We start from the raw sequence: 14962 nt of genomic DNA, 5'->3' as shown, positions 1-14962 counted from the left end.
GGATGAGCGTAATCATTGTCGGCGGCGGCATGGCGGGCGCGACGTTGGCGCTGGCTATCTCGTCGCTCACCCAGGGCCGGATGGCGGTGGATTTGATCGAGGCGACTCGCCCGGACGACCGCCGCCACCCGGGGTTCGACGCCCGCGCCATCGCTTTGGCGCAGGGCACCTGCCAGCAGTTGACGCGCATCGGCGTGTGGCCGGCACTGCGTGACTGCGCCACGCCCATCACCCAGGTGCACGTCAGCGATCGCGGCCATGCCGGTTTTGTTAACCTGCATGCGCAGGATTATCAGGTCGAAGCGCTCGGCCAGGTGATCGAACTGCACGACGCCGGGCAGCGGCTGTTTGCGCTGCTGGCGAAGGCACCCGGCGTAACGCTGCACTGCCCGGCGCGGGTGGTCGACGTGCTGCGCAGCGCCGAACGGGCGGAAGTGCTGCTGGACAACGGGCAACGCATCGGCGGGCAACTGCTGGTGGCGGCCGACGGTTCGCGCTCGGCGCTGGCGCAGGCCTGCAACGTGCAGTGGCAGCAGAGCGACTACCCGCAGTTTGCCACCATCGCCAACGTCACCACCGCGGTAGATCCGCAGGGGCGCGCCTTTGAGCGCTTTACCCGCCACGGGCCGCTGGCGCTGCTGCCGATGTCGCAGGGCCGCAGCTCGCTGGTGTGGTGCCATGCGCGGGAAGATCGCGAGCGGGTAGATGCCTGGGACGATGCGCGCTTTATCAGCGAACTGCAGCAGGCCTTCGGCTGGCGATTGGGGCGCATCCTCAAGGCCGGCAAACGCCACAGCTACCCGCTTGGCCTGCTGACCGCCAACCGGCACGTCAGCCATCGGCTGGCGCTGGTGGGCAATGCCGCGCAGACGCTGCATCCGATCGCCGGCCAGGGGTTCAACCTCGGTTTGCGCGACGTGATGTCGCTGGCGGAAACCCTGGCGGAAGCCGCACACAGCGGGGAAGACGCCGGCGGTTATGCGCTGCTGAGCCGCTATCAACAACGGCGACAGGGCGATCAGCAGGCGACGGTCGGCGTGACCGACGGCCTGATCCGGCTGTTCGCCAACCGCTACGGCCCGCTGGTGGTCGGCCGCAATCTGGGGCTGATGGCGATGGAGCGGCTGCCGCCGGTGCGCGACGCCTTCGCCAAACGCACCTTGGGTTGGGTGGAACGCTAGACTTACATTCGGGTGCAGCTCGCTGCGCCCACGGCGCCGCGCATCCCTGTGCGGCGCGCTATTTAAGGAAATCGAGCAGCATGCAATCATTTGACGTGGTTATCGCCGGTGGCGGTATGGTGGGGCTGGCGTTGGCCTGCGGCCTGCAGGGCAGCGGGCTGCGCGTTGCGGTGCTGGAGCGCCAACCGCCGGACATGACGCCGCCGCAGGAGCAACCGGCGCTGCGCGTCTCCGCCATCAATGCCGCCAGCGAACGTCTGCTGCAGCATATCGGCGTCTGGGAGGATATCCTCCAGCTGCGCGCCAGCGCTTACAACGCGATGGAAGTCTGGGATCGCGACAGCTTCGGCAAAATCGCCTTCCGCGGCGACGAATGCGGCTTCAGCCATCTCGGCCATATCATTGAAAACTCGGTGATCCAGCAGGCGCTATGGAAGCGCGCCGAAAGCCTGTCCGACATTACGCTGCTCGTTCCTGCGGCGCTCAAGCAGGTGGCCTGGGGGGAAAACGACGCCTTCATCACGCTGGAAGACGGCCGTATGCTGACCGCCCGGCTGGTGATCGGCGCCGACGGCGCCCAATCGTGGCTGCGTGAGCACGCCGATATTCCGCTGACCTTCTGGGATTACCGCCACCATGCGCTGGTCGCCACCGTTCGCAGCGAAGAGCCGCACCTGGCGACGGCGCGGCAGGTGTTCCACGGCGACGGCATTCTGGCGTTCCTGCCGTTCAGCGATCCGCATTTGAGTTCGATCGTCTGGTCGGTCACGCCGGAAGAGGCCGAACGGCTGAAACGGCTGGCGCCGGAGCCATTCAACCGCGAGCTGGCGATGACCTTCGACATGCGGCTGGGCAACTGCAGCCTGGAAAGCGAACGGCTGACGTTCCCGCTGACCGGGCGCTATGCGCGCAGCTTCGCCGCGCATCGTCTGGCCCTGGTCGGCGATGCGGCGCACACCGTACACCCGCTGGCCGGGCAAGGGGTCAACCTGGGCTTTATGGACGCCGCCGAGCTTATCTCCGAACTGCGCCGCCTGCAGCGCCAGGGCAAGGATATCGGTCAGCACCTGTATCTGCGCCGCTACGAGCGCCGCCGCAAACATGGCGCGGCGGTGATGCTGGCCAGCATGCAGGGCTTCCGCGAGCTGTTCGACGGCAGTCATCCGGCCAAAAAGCTGCTGCGCGACGTCGGCCTGCGGCTGGCGGACAACCTGCCGGGCGTCAAACCCAAGCTGGTGCGCCAGGCGATGGGCCTGAACTCACTGCCGGATTGGCTGGCTTAATCGGCTCAAACGGGCCCCGACGGCGGGCCCGTAAAACCCCCTTATGCCGATAACTTTTCCTTATATAACCCTTCATTTGAAATAATCTAATTCCAGCCTGTTTTTAGCATTACTTTTTCTAATTCACCGATCGGTTATCAAAAGTCGATATTCCGCGGGCGGCCGCCGTTTTGTTATATAACTTCGGAGTTATGCCGCTTTAATTGTTAATTTTGTGCCTTAAAGCGCATTTTTCCAGTGAAAAACTCTGCACACTAGCCCGGCAATTTGCTGCCCCTGAACGGCGCTGAGCCTATTTTAACTTATGGTTAATGTGGTCGTTCGGTGATAACTTCGGGGGAAAGGTATCGTTTGCGTCACGGCGATTTACGCCGTTTCGGCGCACGTTTCCGTTGAGCAGTCAGTGCGCCATGCAAGCAGGCCGCGAGCCTTTTCCAGACGCATTGCGTGGCAGCACCCTAACTTCTAGCGACCGAGTGGAAAGAGGGAAAAGATGGCAAAGCAAACCCCACTGTACGACCAGCACGTGGCGTGCGGTGCGCGCATGGTAGACTTTCACGGCTGGATGATGCCGCTGCACTATGGCTCGCAGATCGATGAGCACCACGCCGTGCGTCAGGATGCCGGCATGTTCGATGTCTCCCATATGACCATTGTGGATCTGCACGGCGCCCGCACCCGTGAGTTCCTGCGTTACCTGCTGGCGAACGACGTCGCCAAGCTCACTCAACCCGGCAAGGCGCTGTATACCGGCATGCTGAATGCCTCCGGCGGCGTGATCGACGACCTGATCGTTTATTTCCTCACTGAAGACTATTTCCGCCTGGTGGTGAACTCCGCCACGCGCGACAAAGACCTGGCCTGGATCGAAGAACACGCCGCGCCGTACGGCGTCGCGCTGACGGTGCGCGACGATCTGGCGCTGATCGCGGTGCAGGGCCCGCAGGCCAAAGAGCGCGCCGCCACCCTGTTTGCCCCGGAGCAAAAAAGCGCGGTCGAAGGCATGAAGCCGTTCTTCGGCGTACAGGCCGGGGATCTGTTCATCGCCACCACCGGCTACACCGGTGAAGCCGGCTATGAAATCGCCCTGCCGAAAGAGCAGGCGGCTGATTTCTGGCAAAAGCTGCTGGCGGCGGGCGTTAAGCCGGCCGGTCTGGGCGCGCGCGATACCCTGCGCCTGGAAGCGGGCATGAACCTGTACGGTCAGGAGATGGACGAAGGCGTTTCGCCGCTGGCCGCCAACATGGGCTGGACCATCGCCTGGCAGCCGGAAGACCGCCAATTTATCGGCCGCGACGTGCTGGAACAGCAGCGCGAGCAGGGTACCGAACAGCTGGTCGGCTTGATCATGACCGAAAAAGGCGTATTACGTAATGAGCTGCCGGTGCGTTTCACCGACGAAGCGGGGCAGACGCACGAAGGCGTGATCACCAGCGGGTCGTTTTCGCCGACCCTGGGCTTCAGCATCGCGCTGGCGCGGGTGCCGGCCGGTATCGGCGAGCAGGCCATCGTGCAGATCCGCAATCGCGAGATGCCGGTCAAGGTGACCAAACCGGGCTTTGTCCGCGCCGGAAAGCCATTAACAAATTGATTTTTTGATTATTCCCAATGGGATTCGCATGCGGCCAACCCGGCTGCGCTGTGAAAGACACAGGGAAATTATTTCTTCGAAGGAGTAACCGGCTATGAGCAATGTGCCAACAGAATTGAAATACGCATCCTCCCACGAGTGGGTTCGTTCAGAAGGTAACGGCGTTTACACCGTGGGCATCACCGAACACGCGCAGGAACTGCTGGGCGATATGGTGTTTGTCGATCTGCCGGAAGTGGGCCGCACCGTTGCCGCCGGCGAAGATTGCGCCGTGGCGGAGTCCGTCAAGGCGGCCTCAGACATTTACGCGCCAATCAGCGGCGAAATCGTGGCGGTAAACGGCGAGCTGGAAAGCTCTCCGGAGCTGGTGAACAGCGAGCCGTACGGCGAAGGTTTCCTGTTCCGGATTAAAGCCTCAGACGAAGGCGAACTGGCGAACCTGCTGGACGCCGCGGCTTATCAAGCCTCGATCGACGAGTAATGCGTACCGCGCCCCAGGCCCTTCGGCCGGGGCGTTTTAGTGATAGATCACGCTATATCCCGTACTCCCGTACCACGCAAGAATTCAGGAATTTGTAGCAATGACTCAGACACTCAGCCAACTTGAACACAGCGAAGCGTTCATCGAACGCCACATCGGCTCTTCTGCGGAACAACAGCAGGAGTTGCTGGCAGCGGTGGGCGCCCGCTCGCTCAACGCGCTGATCCAACAGATCGTGCCGGCGGACATTCAGCTGCCGGGGCCGCCGCCGGTGGGCGACGCGGCGACGGAACATCAGGCGCTGGCTGAGCTGAAGGCGATTGCCTCGCAGAATCAGCGTTACAAATCCTATATCGGCATGGGCTACAGCGCGGTGCTGACGCCGCCGGTGATCCTGCGCAACATGCTGGAAAACCCGGGCTGGTACACCGCCTATACCCCTTATCAGCCGGAGGTGTCGCAGGGCCGCCTGGAGGCGCTGCTGAACTTCCAGACCGTCACGCTCGATCTGACCGGCCTGGATCTGGCCTCCGCCTCGTTGCTGGATGAAGCCACCGCCGCCGCCGAAGCCATGGCGCTGGCCAAACGCGCCAGCAAGCTGAAGGACGCCAACCGCTTCTTCGTGGCCGACGACGTGCACCCGCAGACGCTGGACGTGGTGCGCACCCGCGCCGAAACCTTCGGCTTCGACGTGATCGTCGATAAAGCGGAAAAGGTGCTGGAGCTGGAAGGCGTGTTCGGCGTGCTGCTGCAGCAGGTGGGCACCACCGGCGAACTGCACGACTACAGCGCGCTGCTGGCCGAGCTGAAATCCCGCAAGATCGTCACCAGCGTGGCCGCCGACATCATGGCGCTGGTGCTGCTGACCGCGCCGGGCAAGCAGGGCGCCGACGTGGTGTTCGGCTCCGCGCAGCGCTTCGGCGTGCCGATGGGCTACGGCGGCCCGCACGCCGCCTTCTTCGCCTGCCGCGACGAGTTCAAGCGCTCGATGCCGGGCCGCATCATCGGCGTATCCCGCGATGCCGCCGGCAACACCGCGCTGCGCATGGCGATGCAAACCCGCGAACAGCACATCCGCCGCGAGAAGGCCAACTCGAATATCTGTACCTCGCAGGTGCTGCTGGCCAACATCGCCAGCCTGTACGCGGTGTACCATGGCCCGCAGGGCCTGCAGCGCATCGCCGGGCGCATCCACCGCCTGACCGACATCCTGGCCGCAGGGCTGCAACAGGCCGGCCTGACGCTGCGTCATAAAACCTGGTTCGACACCCTGACGGTAGAGGTGAAAGACAAGGCCGCGGTGCTGGAACGCGCGCTGAGCTTCGGCGTCAACCTGCGCACCGACATTCACGGCGCCGTGGGCATCACGCTGGACGAAGCCACCTCGCGCGAAGACGTGCAGACGCTGTTCGCGCTGCTGGCGGGCGATAACCACGGGCTGGATATCGACGCGCTGGACGCGGCGGCAAGCAAAGACAGCGTCTCGATCCCGGTCGCCATGCTGCGCAAGGATCCGATCCTGACCCACCCGGTGTTCAACCGCTACCACAGCGAAACCGAGATGATGCGCTATATGCACCGTCTGGAGCGCAAGGATCTGGCGCTGAACCAGGCGATGATCCCATTGGGTTCCTGCACCATGAAGCTGAACGCCGCGGCGGAAATGATCCCGATCACCTGGCCTGAATTCGCCGAGCTGCACCCGTTCTGCCCGCCGGAACAGGCGGCGGGCTATCAGCAAATGATCGGCCAGCTGTCGCAGTGGCTGGTGCAGCTGACCGGCTATGACGCGGTCTGCATGCAGCCGAACTCCGGCGCGCAGGGCGAATACGCCGGCCTGCTGGCGATCCGCCGCTACCACGAAAGCCGCAACGAAGCGGGCCGCCACGTTTGCCTGATCCCAAGCTCCGCGCACGGCACCAACCCGGCTTCCGCCCAGATGGCGGGCATGAGCGTGGTGGTGGTGGCCTGCGACAAGAACGGCAACATCGATTTGCACGATCTGCGCGTCAAGGCGGAGCAGGCGGGCGAAGCGCTGTCGTGCATCATGGTGACCTACCCGTCTACCCACGGCGTGTATGAAGAAACCATCCGTGAAGTGTGCCAGATCGTCCATCAGTTCGGCGGCCAGGTGTATCTGGACGGCGCCAACATGAACGCCCAGGTGGGCATCACCACGCCGGGTTACATCGGCGCGGACGTTTCGCACCTCAATCTGCACAAAACCTTCTGCATTCCGCACGGCGGCGGCGGCCCGGGCATGGGCCCCATCGGCGTGAAAGCGCACCTGGCGCCGTTCGTGCCGGGCCACAGCGTAGTGCAGATCGACGGCGTGACCACCCAGCAGGGCGCGGTATCCGCCGCACCGTTCGGCAGCGCGTCAATCCTGCCGATCAGCTGGATGTACATTCGCATGATGGGCGCGGAAGGCCTGAAGCAGGCCAGCCAGGTGGCGATCCTTAACGCCAACTATATCGCTACCCGCCTGAAGGACGCCTATCCGGTGCTGTACACCGGCCGCGATCACCGCGTGGCGCACGAATGCATTCTCGATATTCGCCCGCTGAAGGAAGAGACCGGCATCAGCGAAATGGACATCGCCAAGCGCCTGATCGACTACGGTTTCCACGCGCCGACCATGTCGTTCCCGGTGGCGGGCACGCTGATGGTCGAGCCGACCGAATCGGAAAGCAAGGTGGAGCTGGATCGGTTTATCGATGCGATGCTGGCCATCCGCAGCGAAATTGACCGCGTCGCCAAGGGCGAATGGCCGCTGGAAGACAACCCGCTGGTGAACGCGCCGCACGTGCAGGCGGAGCTGGTCAGCGACTGGCAGCACGCCTACAGCCGCGAGCTGGCGGTGTTCCCGATCGCCGGCGTGCGCGAGAACAAGTACTGGCCGAGCGTTAAGCGTCTGGATGACGTGTACGGCGATCGCAACCTGTTCTGTTCCTGCGTGCCGATGAGCGAATACGAATAACACGTTCGGCAAAGTTTGCGTTCGGGGGACACCGCATCATGCGGTGTCCCTAATGAGATGGTCACCCCCACCCTGTGAGCGGTACGCTGGCAGGGTGTTTTTCTTTTTGAAGGGGATCATCATGCAAAACATCACACTTATCGGTATCGACCTCGGCAAGCATACCTTCCATGTCCACGCTCAGGATAAAAACGGCCACGCTCTGCTGCGCAAGAAGTTTTCCCGTACCCAGCTCACCGCTTTTCTTTCCACCTGCAGCACAGCCACCGTCGTCATGGAGTCCTGCGCCGGCGCCCACTTTATGGCGCGCCATATCACTCAGCTCGGCCATCAGGTTAAACTCATCTCGCCCCAGTTTGTCCGGCCATTCGTCAAGAGCAACAAGAACGACTTCATCGACGCTGAAGCCATCTGCGAAGCAGCTTCACGCCCCTCTATGCGCTTCGTGACGCCGAGAACCGAAGACCAACAGGCGATGGCGGCGCTGCATCGCGTCCGGGATTCTCTTGTCAGAGAACGGGTCAAAACCACCAATCAGATGCACGCCTTTCTGCTTGAGTTTGGCATCAGCATGCCGCGAGGAACGGCCGTTATCCGACGCCTGGCTGCGGTACTTGAAGAGCATTCACTACCGCCTTATTTAACCCGGCTGCTTATGCGCCTCCAGCAACATTACACCTATCTCAGCGAGCAGGTTGAGGGACTCGAACAAGAGTTAAAAACGCATATGGCGGATGACGAGGCTACGCAGCGTCTGCTGACCATCCCCGGTGTCGGCATGATAACCGCCAGCCTGCTGGCCACAAAGCTGGGCGACGGGAAAAACTATGTCGGCAGCCGGGACTTTGCGGCATCGACGGGATTGGTCCCGCGGCAATACAGCACCGGCGGGAAAAATACGCTGATGGGCATCAGCAAGCGGGGAGATAAAAATCTGCGCCGCCTGCTGGTTCAATGTGCGCGGGCCTTTATGCAGCGACTTGAACATCACCCGGGGCGTCTGGCTGAATGGGTGAAGGTCCAGTTGACACGGCATCACTCGAATGTGGTGGCCTGTGGACTGGCGAACAAGCTGGCACGGATAGCCTGGGCGGTGACGGCGCATCGCACCGTATTTAGCCAATAAAAAGCGCCGACAGTTAGCCGCTGTCAGCGCTTTGGATAACCCAGTTACGACCTGGTTTTGCGACGACTGATGATGATGACATGAACGGCACAGCGACCTGCTGATGAACCTGACATAAAAAATGGCTCTTTGAAGCCGGGACCCTTTTCAGGTTCAGCAGGTGCGGACTTCATCGTGGCGCGGGTAACGCAGTGTTACCCATCAGACGCCGTATAGATTTACGCAAGCCCATCATAAATCAAAATCGGTGTTGCAAAAACGGGGGTGACCATAGATTTTTATTGCCGCTCGCAACCCTGACGAGCCGGCATCCCGATCCGAGGAGTCATTATGCAAGCGGCAATAGTCACAGCGCTGGGGCAAGCCCCGGTTTTCGGCACCTTTGCGGAACCGCAGGTGCAGGCTGGCGAAGTGTTGATTGAAGTGCTGGCGGCGGGCATCAAGCAGTTGGATCGCGCCACCGTGGCGGGCAGCCATTATTCCAGCCCCAAACAGCTGCCGATCGTGCCCGGCACCGACGGCGTCGGGCGCACGCCGGACGGCCGGCGGGTGTACTTCGCTTCCTTCCGCCGCCCCTACGGCGCGATGGCGCAGCGCAGCGTCGCGTCCTGGACGGTGCCGGTGCCCGCGGCGGTAGACGACGCCACCGCCGCGGCGCTGATCAACCCGGCCTTCGCCGCCTGGCTGCCGCTGCGTTGGCGTGCGGATCTTCAGCCCGGTGAAACCGTGCTGATCGTCGGCGCCACCGGCACCTCGGGCAAGCTGGCGGTCGCCGCCGCGCGCCAGGCGGGGGCGGGGCGCATCGTCGCCGCCGGCCGTCGGCAGCCGGTGCTGGACGCGTTGGGCGTTGACGCCACGGTGGATCTGACTCTGGCAGGCGAGGCGCTGGCGCGGGCCTTCGCGGCGGCGGCGGGCCCGAACGGCTATCAGGCGATCGTCGATTATATCTGGGGTGCGCCGACCGAAGCGCTGCTCGCCACGCTGAACAATCACGATCTCTCTTCGTACGCCGGCGGGCGCGGCATTCGGCTGGTCAACGTCGGATCGATGGCCGGGCCGGACATTCGGCTGCCGGCGGCGGTGCTGCGCAGCAATCAGCTGCAGATTATGGGCAGCGGCACCGGCAACTTCCCGCCGGTAGCGGAAATGCAGCGCTACGCGAGCGAGATCCTGGCGCTGGCCGCCGCAGGCGAAATCGCGCTGGAGACGCAGGAGCACGCGCTGGCGGAGATCGCCGAAGTCTGGGATCTGAACAAGAAAAGCGACGTGCGTTCGGTGATGCGCATTTCCCGCTAGCGGCAACAGCAGGCCAGATGGATATCCTCCGGCTCACGGGCGAACAGCTCGGCGTCGGGAACCGCCAACAGCCGGCAGCCCTGCGCCAGATAGAAATCCACGGTGCGCTTATTGGGAATGGACGAAACGTACAGCCCGGCGGCGCCGTCCTGCCGGGCCTGCCGCAGGCAGTGGCCAAACAGTGTTTTCCCCAGCCCCTGGCCGCGCCGGCGGGCGCTGACGTAAAAGAACAGCAGCTGGCGCAGATCCCGATCCGGGCCGCGCAGTTCGGTATCGACAGCCGCCGCCGCCACGATCTCATTGCGTTCGAACAGGGCGAAGAATGTCCCCCCGCGGTCAAAGCACCGTTCGTGGAGCGGCGCGTAGGTGTCCTTATCGTGCGGATCCCAGCCGCGCACGTCGTAATAGTCGGCGTAAGGCTGCAGTTCGCCGCCCTGCAGGCGATACAGGGTATCGATAATCTCGCTGCGGTCGATCTGCCAAAGCAAATCAAGCTGCTGCCGCTGCAGCAGAACGGGGGCGCTCATAGTCATTCGCTCTCAGGTTTTCCTGGCCATAATATAGCAGGCCGGCACGGCTTTTTTGAGCGCCGGCCGCCGATGTCGCTTCGCCAATCAGAGAAAGGAATAACATGACGAAAATTGCACTGGTCACCGGCGCCAGCCGGGGCATTGGCCGCGCGACCGCATTGCTGCTGGCCCGGCAGGGCTATGCGGTGGGCGTTAACTATTTGCAGGATGCCGCCGCCGCGCGCCAGGTGGTGGCGGAGATTGAATCCCTGGGCGGCAGAGCCCTGGCGCTGCAGGCGGATATCGCAGACGAGGCGCAGGTAATGGCGATGTTCAGCGCGCTGGACGCCGGGTTGGGCACGCTCTGCGCGCTGGTCAACAACGCCGGCATCCTGTTCCAACAGGGAAACATCGAACAACTGACCGCCGAGCGCATTAATAAGGTGTTGAGCACCAATGTCACCGGTTACTTCCTGTGCTGCCGCGAGGCGGTGAAGCGCATGGCGCAGCGCCACGGCGGGCGGGGCGGCGCGATCGTGAATGTTTCCTCCGCCGCCTCCCGATTGGGCGCGCCGGGGGAGTACGTGGATTACGCCGCCTCGAAGGGCGCGGTCGACACGCTGACCACCGGCCTGGCGCTGGAGGTGGCGGCGCAGGGCATTCGCGTCAACGCCGTGCGGCCGGGGTTAATCTATACCGAGATGCACGCCAGCGGCGGCGAACCCGGCCGGGTGGATCGCGTGAAGGACAGCCTGCCGATGCGGCGCGGTGGCCAACCGCAGGAGGTGGCGGACATCATCGCCTGGCTGCTGTCCGACGCCGCCTCTTACGTGACCGGCAGTTTTATCGACGCGGCCGGCGGGCGCTGAGGGGGCTCAATTGTTTTGACATCGCCGGCGTTGGGGGGTACTTTTGCTTAAATAACAATCAAATTGTAGTTACAAAAATGTATGTTTATTTTGAATGGAATCAAGATAAAAATCAAAACAACCTGAGGAAGCATCACGTCAGTTTTGAAGTGGCGCGACACGTTTTTTCGGATCCGAACCACCTGGCGGTGCTGGAACGAATCGAAGGAGGGGAAGAACGTTGGCAAACTATCGGCATGGTTGGCGGTTCTTTGCTGCTGTTGGTCGCGCATACCCTGTCCGAAACTGATTCTGCCGGTGACAGCATCGAGATAGTACGTATCATTTCAGCGCGTAAGGCCGATGCAAAAGAGAGAGGGAGATATGAAGCGCAAAAATTCAGTCAAAAATCTGCAACATAGCGTGCTTCCACCGCTGTCGGAAGAACAAAAAGCGCAGATAGCTTCCCTGAGCTCTCTGCCGGACGTGGAGATTGACCATGCTGATGCGCCATCGCTCGGCGATGAAAAGTGGAGTGCGGCGGTTCAGGGGCGGTTTTACAAACCGGTGAAAGTGTCAAAAACGATCAGAATTGATGCGGACGTTTTGGCATGGCTGCAAAGTCCGGGCAAGGGCTATCAGAAACGTTTGAATGCCCTGCTGCGTGAGGCGATGCTGAAAGATTACGAACGCGAAGAATGAAGGGCCGCGCCACGGGGTAAACATCCGCTGACTCAGCGTCGGCGGATTTTTTATGTCTGACATTCCCCTGAAATGCTAACCCTCGTGCAGCAAGGCGCTGCGGAACGACAGGATATGCGCCTGCGCCGCATCGGCCGCCGCGTCGCTGTCCTGTGCGGCCAGCGCGGCGATGATCGCCCGGTGCTCCTCGATCACTTCCCGCATATGCCCTTCGCGCGACAGCGTGCTGGCCCAGAAGCGCTGCGCCCTGGCGTGCAGCACGCTCAGGATGTCCGCCAGCATGTTGTTGCCGGCGATCTGCGCCAGCTCCTGATGGAATTCATGATCCAGCGTCATCATCAGCACCCGATCACGCCGCAGGCTGGCGGCCTCTATTTGCTGATTGAGCGCGCTCAGGGCGGCGATTTGCCGCTCGGTGATCTTCTTGCTCGCCAGCCGCATGCACAGCATTTCGTTGGCCAACCGCACCTCTATCAGCTCCAGCGCATCGTCGATCGACAGCGGCGCCACCATCACTCCCTTGCGTGGGATCACCTGCAGCAGGCCTTCGTTGGCCAGGCGGTGGATCGCCTGATTGATCGGGGTTCTGCCCATTTCCAGCTCCGCCATCACCTGCGCGGTATTGAGATATTCGCCCGGCTTGTAGCTCAGCGTCACCAGCGCCTGTTTGAAGCGGCGGTAGGCCAGTTCGTTCAGTGACAGCCCGGCTTCCTCTGCCGTCGGGAGTTGTGGGCTCTCTGCGTCAACGGTCTTCACGTTCTGCTCCTGCAAGAAGAAAGTTTTTAGACATAGTACACAAAAACATGGCATGGAAATCGCTTATTTGGTAACTAAAGATATAGTGAAATTTCACAGTATTTTAACCAAAGAGGCGATACGGCCATGAGACTGACCTTTACTTTACCCGGATCCCGCGGCGCTGCGGCGCTGAATGTCGAGATCGACCAGCTGGTGATCGCCGGCTGGACCGGGCGCGATCGCGAGGCGATCTTGCACCATATCAGGGAGCTGGCCGAGCTGGGCGTGCCCCAGCCCAGTGCAATTCCGCTGTTCTATCGCGTGGCGGCCAACCAGCTTAGCCAAAGCGACTGCATTGAGGTGATCGGCAGCGCCACCTCCGGCGAAGCGGAACCTTTTATCTTCACTCAGGGCGGCGAGCTGTTCGTTTCGCTGGCGTCGGATCATACCGATCGCCAGCTGGAGGCCCACAGCGTGGCGCTGTCGAAACAGATCTGCGTCAAGCCGGTGGCGCGCGCCGCCTGGCCGCTGCGCGAGGTGCTGGATCATTGGGATTCGCTGGTCCTGCGCTCGTGGATCAAGGAAGACGGCGAGTTTCGGCTGTATCAGCAAGGCACTCTCGCCAGCCTGCGTGCGCCCGGCGATCTGCTGGAGCGTTATCTCGGCGGCTCGCAGCTGCCGGAATGCGGGCTGGCGCTGCCGCAGGCGCCCGATGGCCTGGCGATGACCTGCGGCACGCTGGCGGCGATCGGCGGCATTCGCCCGGCGCTGGAGTTCCGCATGGAGTTGGCGGACGCAGTGCTGGGAAGGACCATCAGCCACAGCTATCGCAGCATTGAGCTGCCGGTGGTGGCCTGATGAATAAACTCACGCTGGAGCAGGCCGCCGCCGCGCTGGCCAAGGGTGAACTGACGGCGGTGCAGTTGACGGCCGCCGCGTTGGCGCAGATTGCCGATGAGCGGGGCGAAGGCGCGCGCGCTTTCACTCAGGTTTATGGCGAGTGGGCGCAGCGCCAGGCGCAGGCGGCCGATCGGCGGCGCGCCGAGGGCAAACCGCTGTCGGCGCTGGACGGCGTACCGGTGTCGGTCAAAGACCTGTTCGACGTCGCCGGGCAAACCACCGCCGCCGGCTCGCGGGTATTGGCCGCCGCGCCGAAGGCGGAGCGCCACGCGGCAATAGTGGAACGGCTGTTGCAAGCGGGAGCGGTGGTGATCGGCAAGACCGGCATGACCGAATTCGCCTATTCCGGGCTGGGCATCAACCCGCATTACGGCACCCCGGCTAATCCCTGGGATCGCGCTGCGCGCCGCATTCCGGGCGGCTCGTCCTCCGGCGCGGCGGTGGCGGTGGCCGACGGCATGTGTTTGGGCGCCATCGGCAGCGATACCGGCGGTTCGGTGCGCATCCCGGCCGCCTTCTGCGGGCTGACCGGCTTCAAACCCACCGCCCGGCGCATCAACGACGGCGGCCTGCTGCCGCTGTCGCCGTCGCTGGATTCGATCGGCGTGATCGCCCACCGCGTCGCCGACTGCATTGCGCTGGACGCGCTGATAGCCGGAGGCCCGCTGCGGCCGCAGCCGAAAACGCTGGAACAGGCGCGCTTTGCGGTGCCGCAGACGCTGGTGCTGGATGAATTGCAGCCGCAGGTCGCCGAGGCATTCCAGCAGGCTTTGCGGCGGCTGGCGCAGGCCGGCGCGCAGATTGAACCGATCCCTTTGGCGGAGCTGGCCGAACTGGCGGCGATCAACGCCGCCGGCGGTTTCACCGCGCTGGAGTCCTGGCGCTGGCATCGGGCGCTGATTGCCGAGCGGGCCGATGACTACGATCCGCGCGTGTTGTCGCGCATTCGCCGCGGCCAGCCGCTGGGTGAACAGGATCTGCAGCAGCTGCGACAGCAGCGCGCCGATTGGCAGCAACGGGTGGCGGCGGCGGTGCAGGGATTCGACGCCCTGCTGATGCCGACAGCGCCGCTTGTTGCGCCGACCGTCGCCGAGCTGGAGGCGAGCGAAGAAGCCTATTTCCGCTGCAACGCGCTGGCGCTGCGCAATCCTTCAATCATTAACTTCCTCGACGGCTGCGCGCTGTCTCTGCCGTGCCAACGGCCGGGCGCGGCGCCGATCGGCCTGATGCTGGCCGGGTTGCCGATGCGGGACGAGGCGTTGCTGGGCTGGGCGCTGGCTGTCGAACGCTGCCTGGCCGGCGCGTAATGATACGGCAGGGCGTTGCC

The 14962-nt window shown here is 63.2% G+C and carries 14 protein-coding genes; 12 read left to right on the top strand and 2 right to left on the bottom strand.

The genetic code is table 11. The annotated features are described in order from the left end of the window. Window positions 1-2: 2 nt before the first annotated feature. From ubiH to D7I37_RS02725, 7 genes are all read left to right on the top strand, one after another. Entirely contained in the window at window positions 3-1181 is a 1179-nt protein-coding gene (gene ubiH / locus D7I37_RS02755) for a 2-octaprenyl-6-methoxyphenyl hydroxylase (protein WP_061796989.1), read from the top strand. Window positions 1182-1261: 80 nt separating this feature from the next. Further along, entirely contained in the window at window positions 1262-2464 is a 1203-nt protein-coding gene (ubiI, locus tag D7I37_RS02750) for an FAD-dependent 2-octaprenylphenol hydroxylase (RefSeq protein ID WP_095099129.1), read from the top strand. A 493-nt stretch (window positions 2465-2957) separates the two neighbouring features. Further along, complete coding sequence (gcvT, locus tag D7I37_RS02745) at window positions 2958-4055, top strand: glycine cleavage system aminomethyltransferase GcvT (RefSeq protein ID WP_061796986.1); 1098 nt, start codon at window positions 2958-2960, stop codon at window positions 4053-4055. A gap of 94 nt (window positions 4056-4149) precedes the next feature. Next, entirely contained in the window at window positions 4150-4536 is a 387-nt protein-coding gene (gcvH, locus tag D7I37_RS02740) for a glycine cleavage system protein GcvH (RefSeq protein WP_061796985.1), read from the top strand. A gap of 100 nt (window positions 4537-4636) precedes the next feature. After that, window positions 4637-7516, top strand: a complete 2880-nt coding sequence (gene gcvP / locus D7I37_RS02735; protein WP_061796984.1) for an aminomethyl-transferring glycine dehydrogenase — start codon at window positions 4637-4639, stop codon at window positions 7514-7516. A 121-nt stretch (window positions 7517-7637) separates the two neighbouring features. Next, complete coding sequence (locus D7I37_RS02730) at window positions 7638-8642, top strand: IS110 family transposase (RefSeq protein WP_061800785.1); 1005 nt, start codon at window positions 7638-7640, stop codon at window positions 8640-8642. A 330-nt stretch (window positions 8643-8972) separates the two neighbouring features. Next, window positions 8973-9938, top strand: a complete 966-nt coding sequence (locus tag D7I37_RS02725) for a zinc-binding alcohol dehydrogenase family protein (protein WP_095099126.1) — start codon at window positions 8973-8975, stop codon at window positions 9936-9938. On the opposite strand, the gene D7I37_RS02720 is transcribed toward D7I37_RS02725, so the two are convergent. After that, window positions 9935-10465: a GNAT family N-acetyltransferase gene (locus D7I37_RS02720; RefSeq protein ID WP_129543284.1), complete on the bottom strand. Its 531-nt coding sequence runs from the start codon at window positions 10463-10465 to the stop codon at window positions 9935-9937. The two genes, D7I37_RS02725 and D7I37_RS02720, sit on opposite strands and share 4 nt — an antisense overlap. A gap of 104 nt (window positions 10466-10569) precedes the next feature. On the opposite strand from D7I37_RS02720, the gene D7I37_RS02715 reads away from it, so the two are divergent. From D7I37_RS02715 to D7I37_RS02705, 3 genes are all read left to right on the top strand, one after another. Beyond that, complete coding sequence (locus D7I37_RS02715; protein WP_095099121.1) at window positions 10570-11316, top strand: SDR family oxidoreductase; 747 nt, start codon at window positions 10570-10572, stop codon at window positions 11314-11316. A gap of 77 nt (window positions 11317-11393) precedes the next feature. Next, the gene (locus D7I37_RS02710) at window positions 11394-11717 is read left to right on the top strand and encodes a BrnT family toxin (protein WP_073970285.1); all 324 of its coding nucleotides are present in this window, start codon (window positions 11394-11396) and stop codon (window positions 11715-11717) included. Then, entirely contained in the window at window positions 11680-11997 is a 318-nt protein-coding gene (locus D7I37_RS02705; protein WP_129543283.1) for a BrnA antitoxin family protein, read from the top strand. The genes D7I37_RS02710 and D7I37_RS02705 overlap by 38 nt, the downstream gene beginning before the upstream one ends. 75 nt (window positions 11998-12072) lie before the next feature. Here the strand turns inward: D7I37_RS02705 and D7I37_RS02700 are convergent, their stop codons facing one another. Next, window positions 12073-12807 carry a GntR family transcriptional regulator gene (locus D7I37_RS02700; protein WP_174524351.1) on the bottom strand — a complete coding sequence of 245 codons (735 nt, stop codon included), beginning with the start codon at window positions 12805-12807 and terminating at the stop codon, window positions 12073-12075. A gap of 72 nt (window positions 12808-12879) precedes the next feature. Here D7I37_RS02700 and D7I37_RS02695 point away from each other — a divergent pair, with 72 nt between their 5' ends. Both D7I37_RS02695 and D7I37_RS02690 read left to right on the top strand, forming a co-directional pair. Further along, window positions 12880-13593 (top strand): DUF2848 domain-containing protein, encoded by a 714-nt coding sequence (locus tag D7I37_RS02695; RefSeq protein WP_061796973.1) that lies wholly within the window; start codon window positions 12880-12882, stop codon window positions 13591-13593. Further along, entirely contained in the window at window positions 13593-14942 is a 1350-nt protein-coding gene (locus tag D7I37_RS02690; RefSeq protein ID WP_129543282.1) for an amidase, read from the top strand. Before D7I37_RS02695 ends, D7I37_RS02690 begins: the two co-directional genes overlap by 1 nt. The last annotated feature ends 20 nt before the right edge of the window (window positions 14943-14962 follow it).

The organism is Serratia sp. 1D1416 (assembly GCF_003641105.1).
GTDB lineage: Bacteria > Pseudomonadota > Gammaproteobacteria > Enterobacterales > Enterobacteriaceae > Serratia > Serratia ficaria.
This window is presented reverse-complemented; position numbering and strand designations above follow the sequence as displayed.

Coding starts and splice junctions, on each gene's coding strand:
- ubiH (WP_061796989.1), top strand. CDS start 3: ATGAGCGTAATCATTGTCGGCGGCGGCATGGCGGGCGCGACGTTGGCG.
- ubiI (WP_095099129.1), top strand. CDS start 1,262: ATGCAATCATTTGACGTGGTTATCGCCGGTGGCGGTATGGTGGGGCTG.
- gcvT (WP_061796986.1), top strand. CDS start 2,958: ATGGCAAAGCAAACCCCACTGTACGACCAGCACGTGGCGTGCGGTGCG.
- gcvH (WP_061796985.1), top strand. CDS start 4,150: ATGAGCAATGTGCCAACAGAATTGAAATACGCATCCTCCCACGAGTGG.
- gcvP (WP_061796984.1), top strand. CDS start 4,637: ATGACTCAGACACTCAGCCAACTTGAACACAGCGAAGCGTTCATCGAA.
- D7I37_RS02730 (WP_061800785.1), top strand. CDS start 7,638: ATGCAAAACATCACACTTATCGGTATCGACCTCGGCAAGCATACCTTC.
- D7I37_RS02725 (WP_095099126.1), top strand. CDS start 8,973: ATGCAAGCGGCAATAGTCACAGCGCTGGGGCAAGCCCCGGTTTTCGGC.
- D7I37_RS02720 (WP_129543284.1), bottom strand. CDS start 10,465: ATGAGCGCCCCCGTTCTGCTGCAGCGGCAGCAGCTTGATTTGCTTTGG.
- D7I37_RS02715 (WP_095099121.1), top strand. CDS start 10,570: ATGACGAAAATTGCACTGGTCACCGGCGCCAGCCGGGGCATTGGCCGC.
- D7I37_RS02710 (WP_073970285.1), top strand. CDS start 11,394: ATGTATGTTTATTTTGAATGGAATCAAGATAAAAATCAAAACAACCTG.
- D7I37_RS02705 (WP_129543283.1), top strand. CDS start 11,680: ATGAAGCGCAAAAATTCAGTCAAAAATCTGCAACATAGCGTGCTTCCA.
- D7I37_RS02700 (WP_174524351.1), bottom strand. CDS start 12,807: ATGCCATGTTTTTGTGTACTATGTCTAAAAACTTTCTTCTTGCAGGAG.
- D7I37_RS02695 (WP_061796973.1), top strand. CDS start 12,880: ATGAGACTGACCTTTACTTTACCCGGATCCCGCGGCGCTGCGGCGCTG.
- D7I37_RS02690 (WP_129543282.1), top strand. CDS start 13,593: ATGAATAAACTCACGCTGGAGCAGGCCGCCGCCGCGCTGGCCAAGGGT.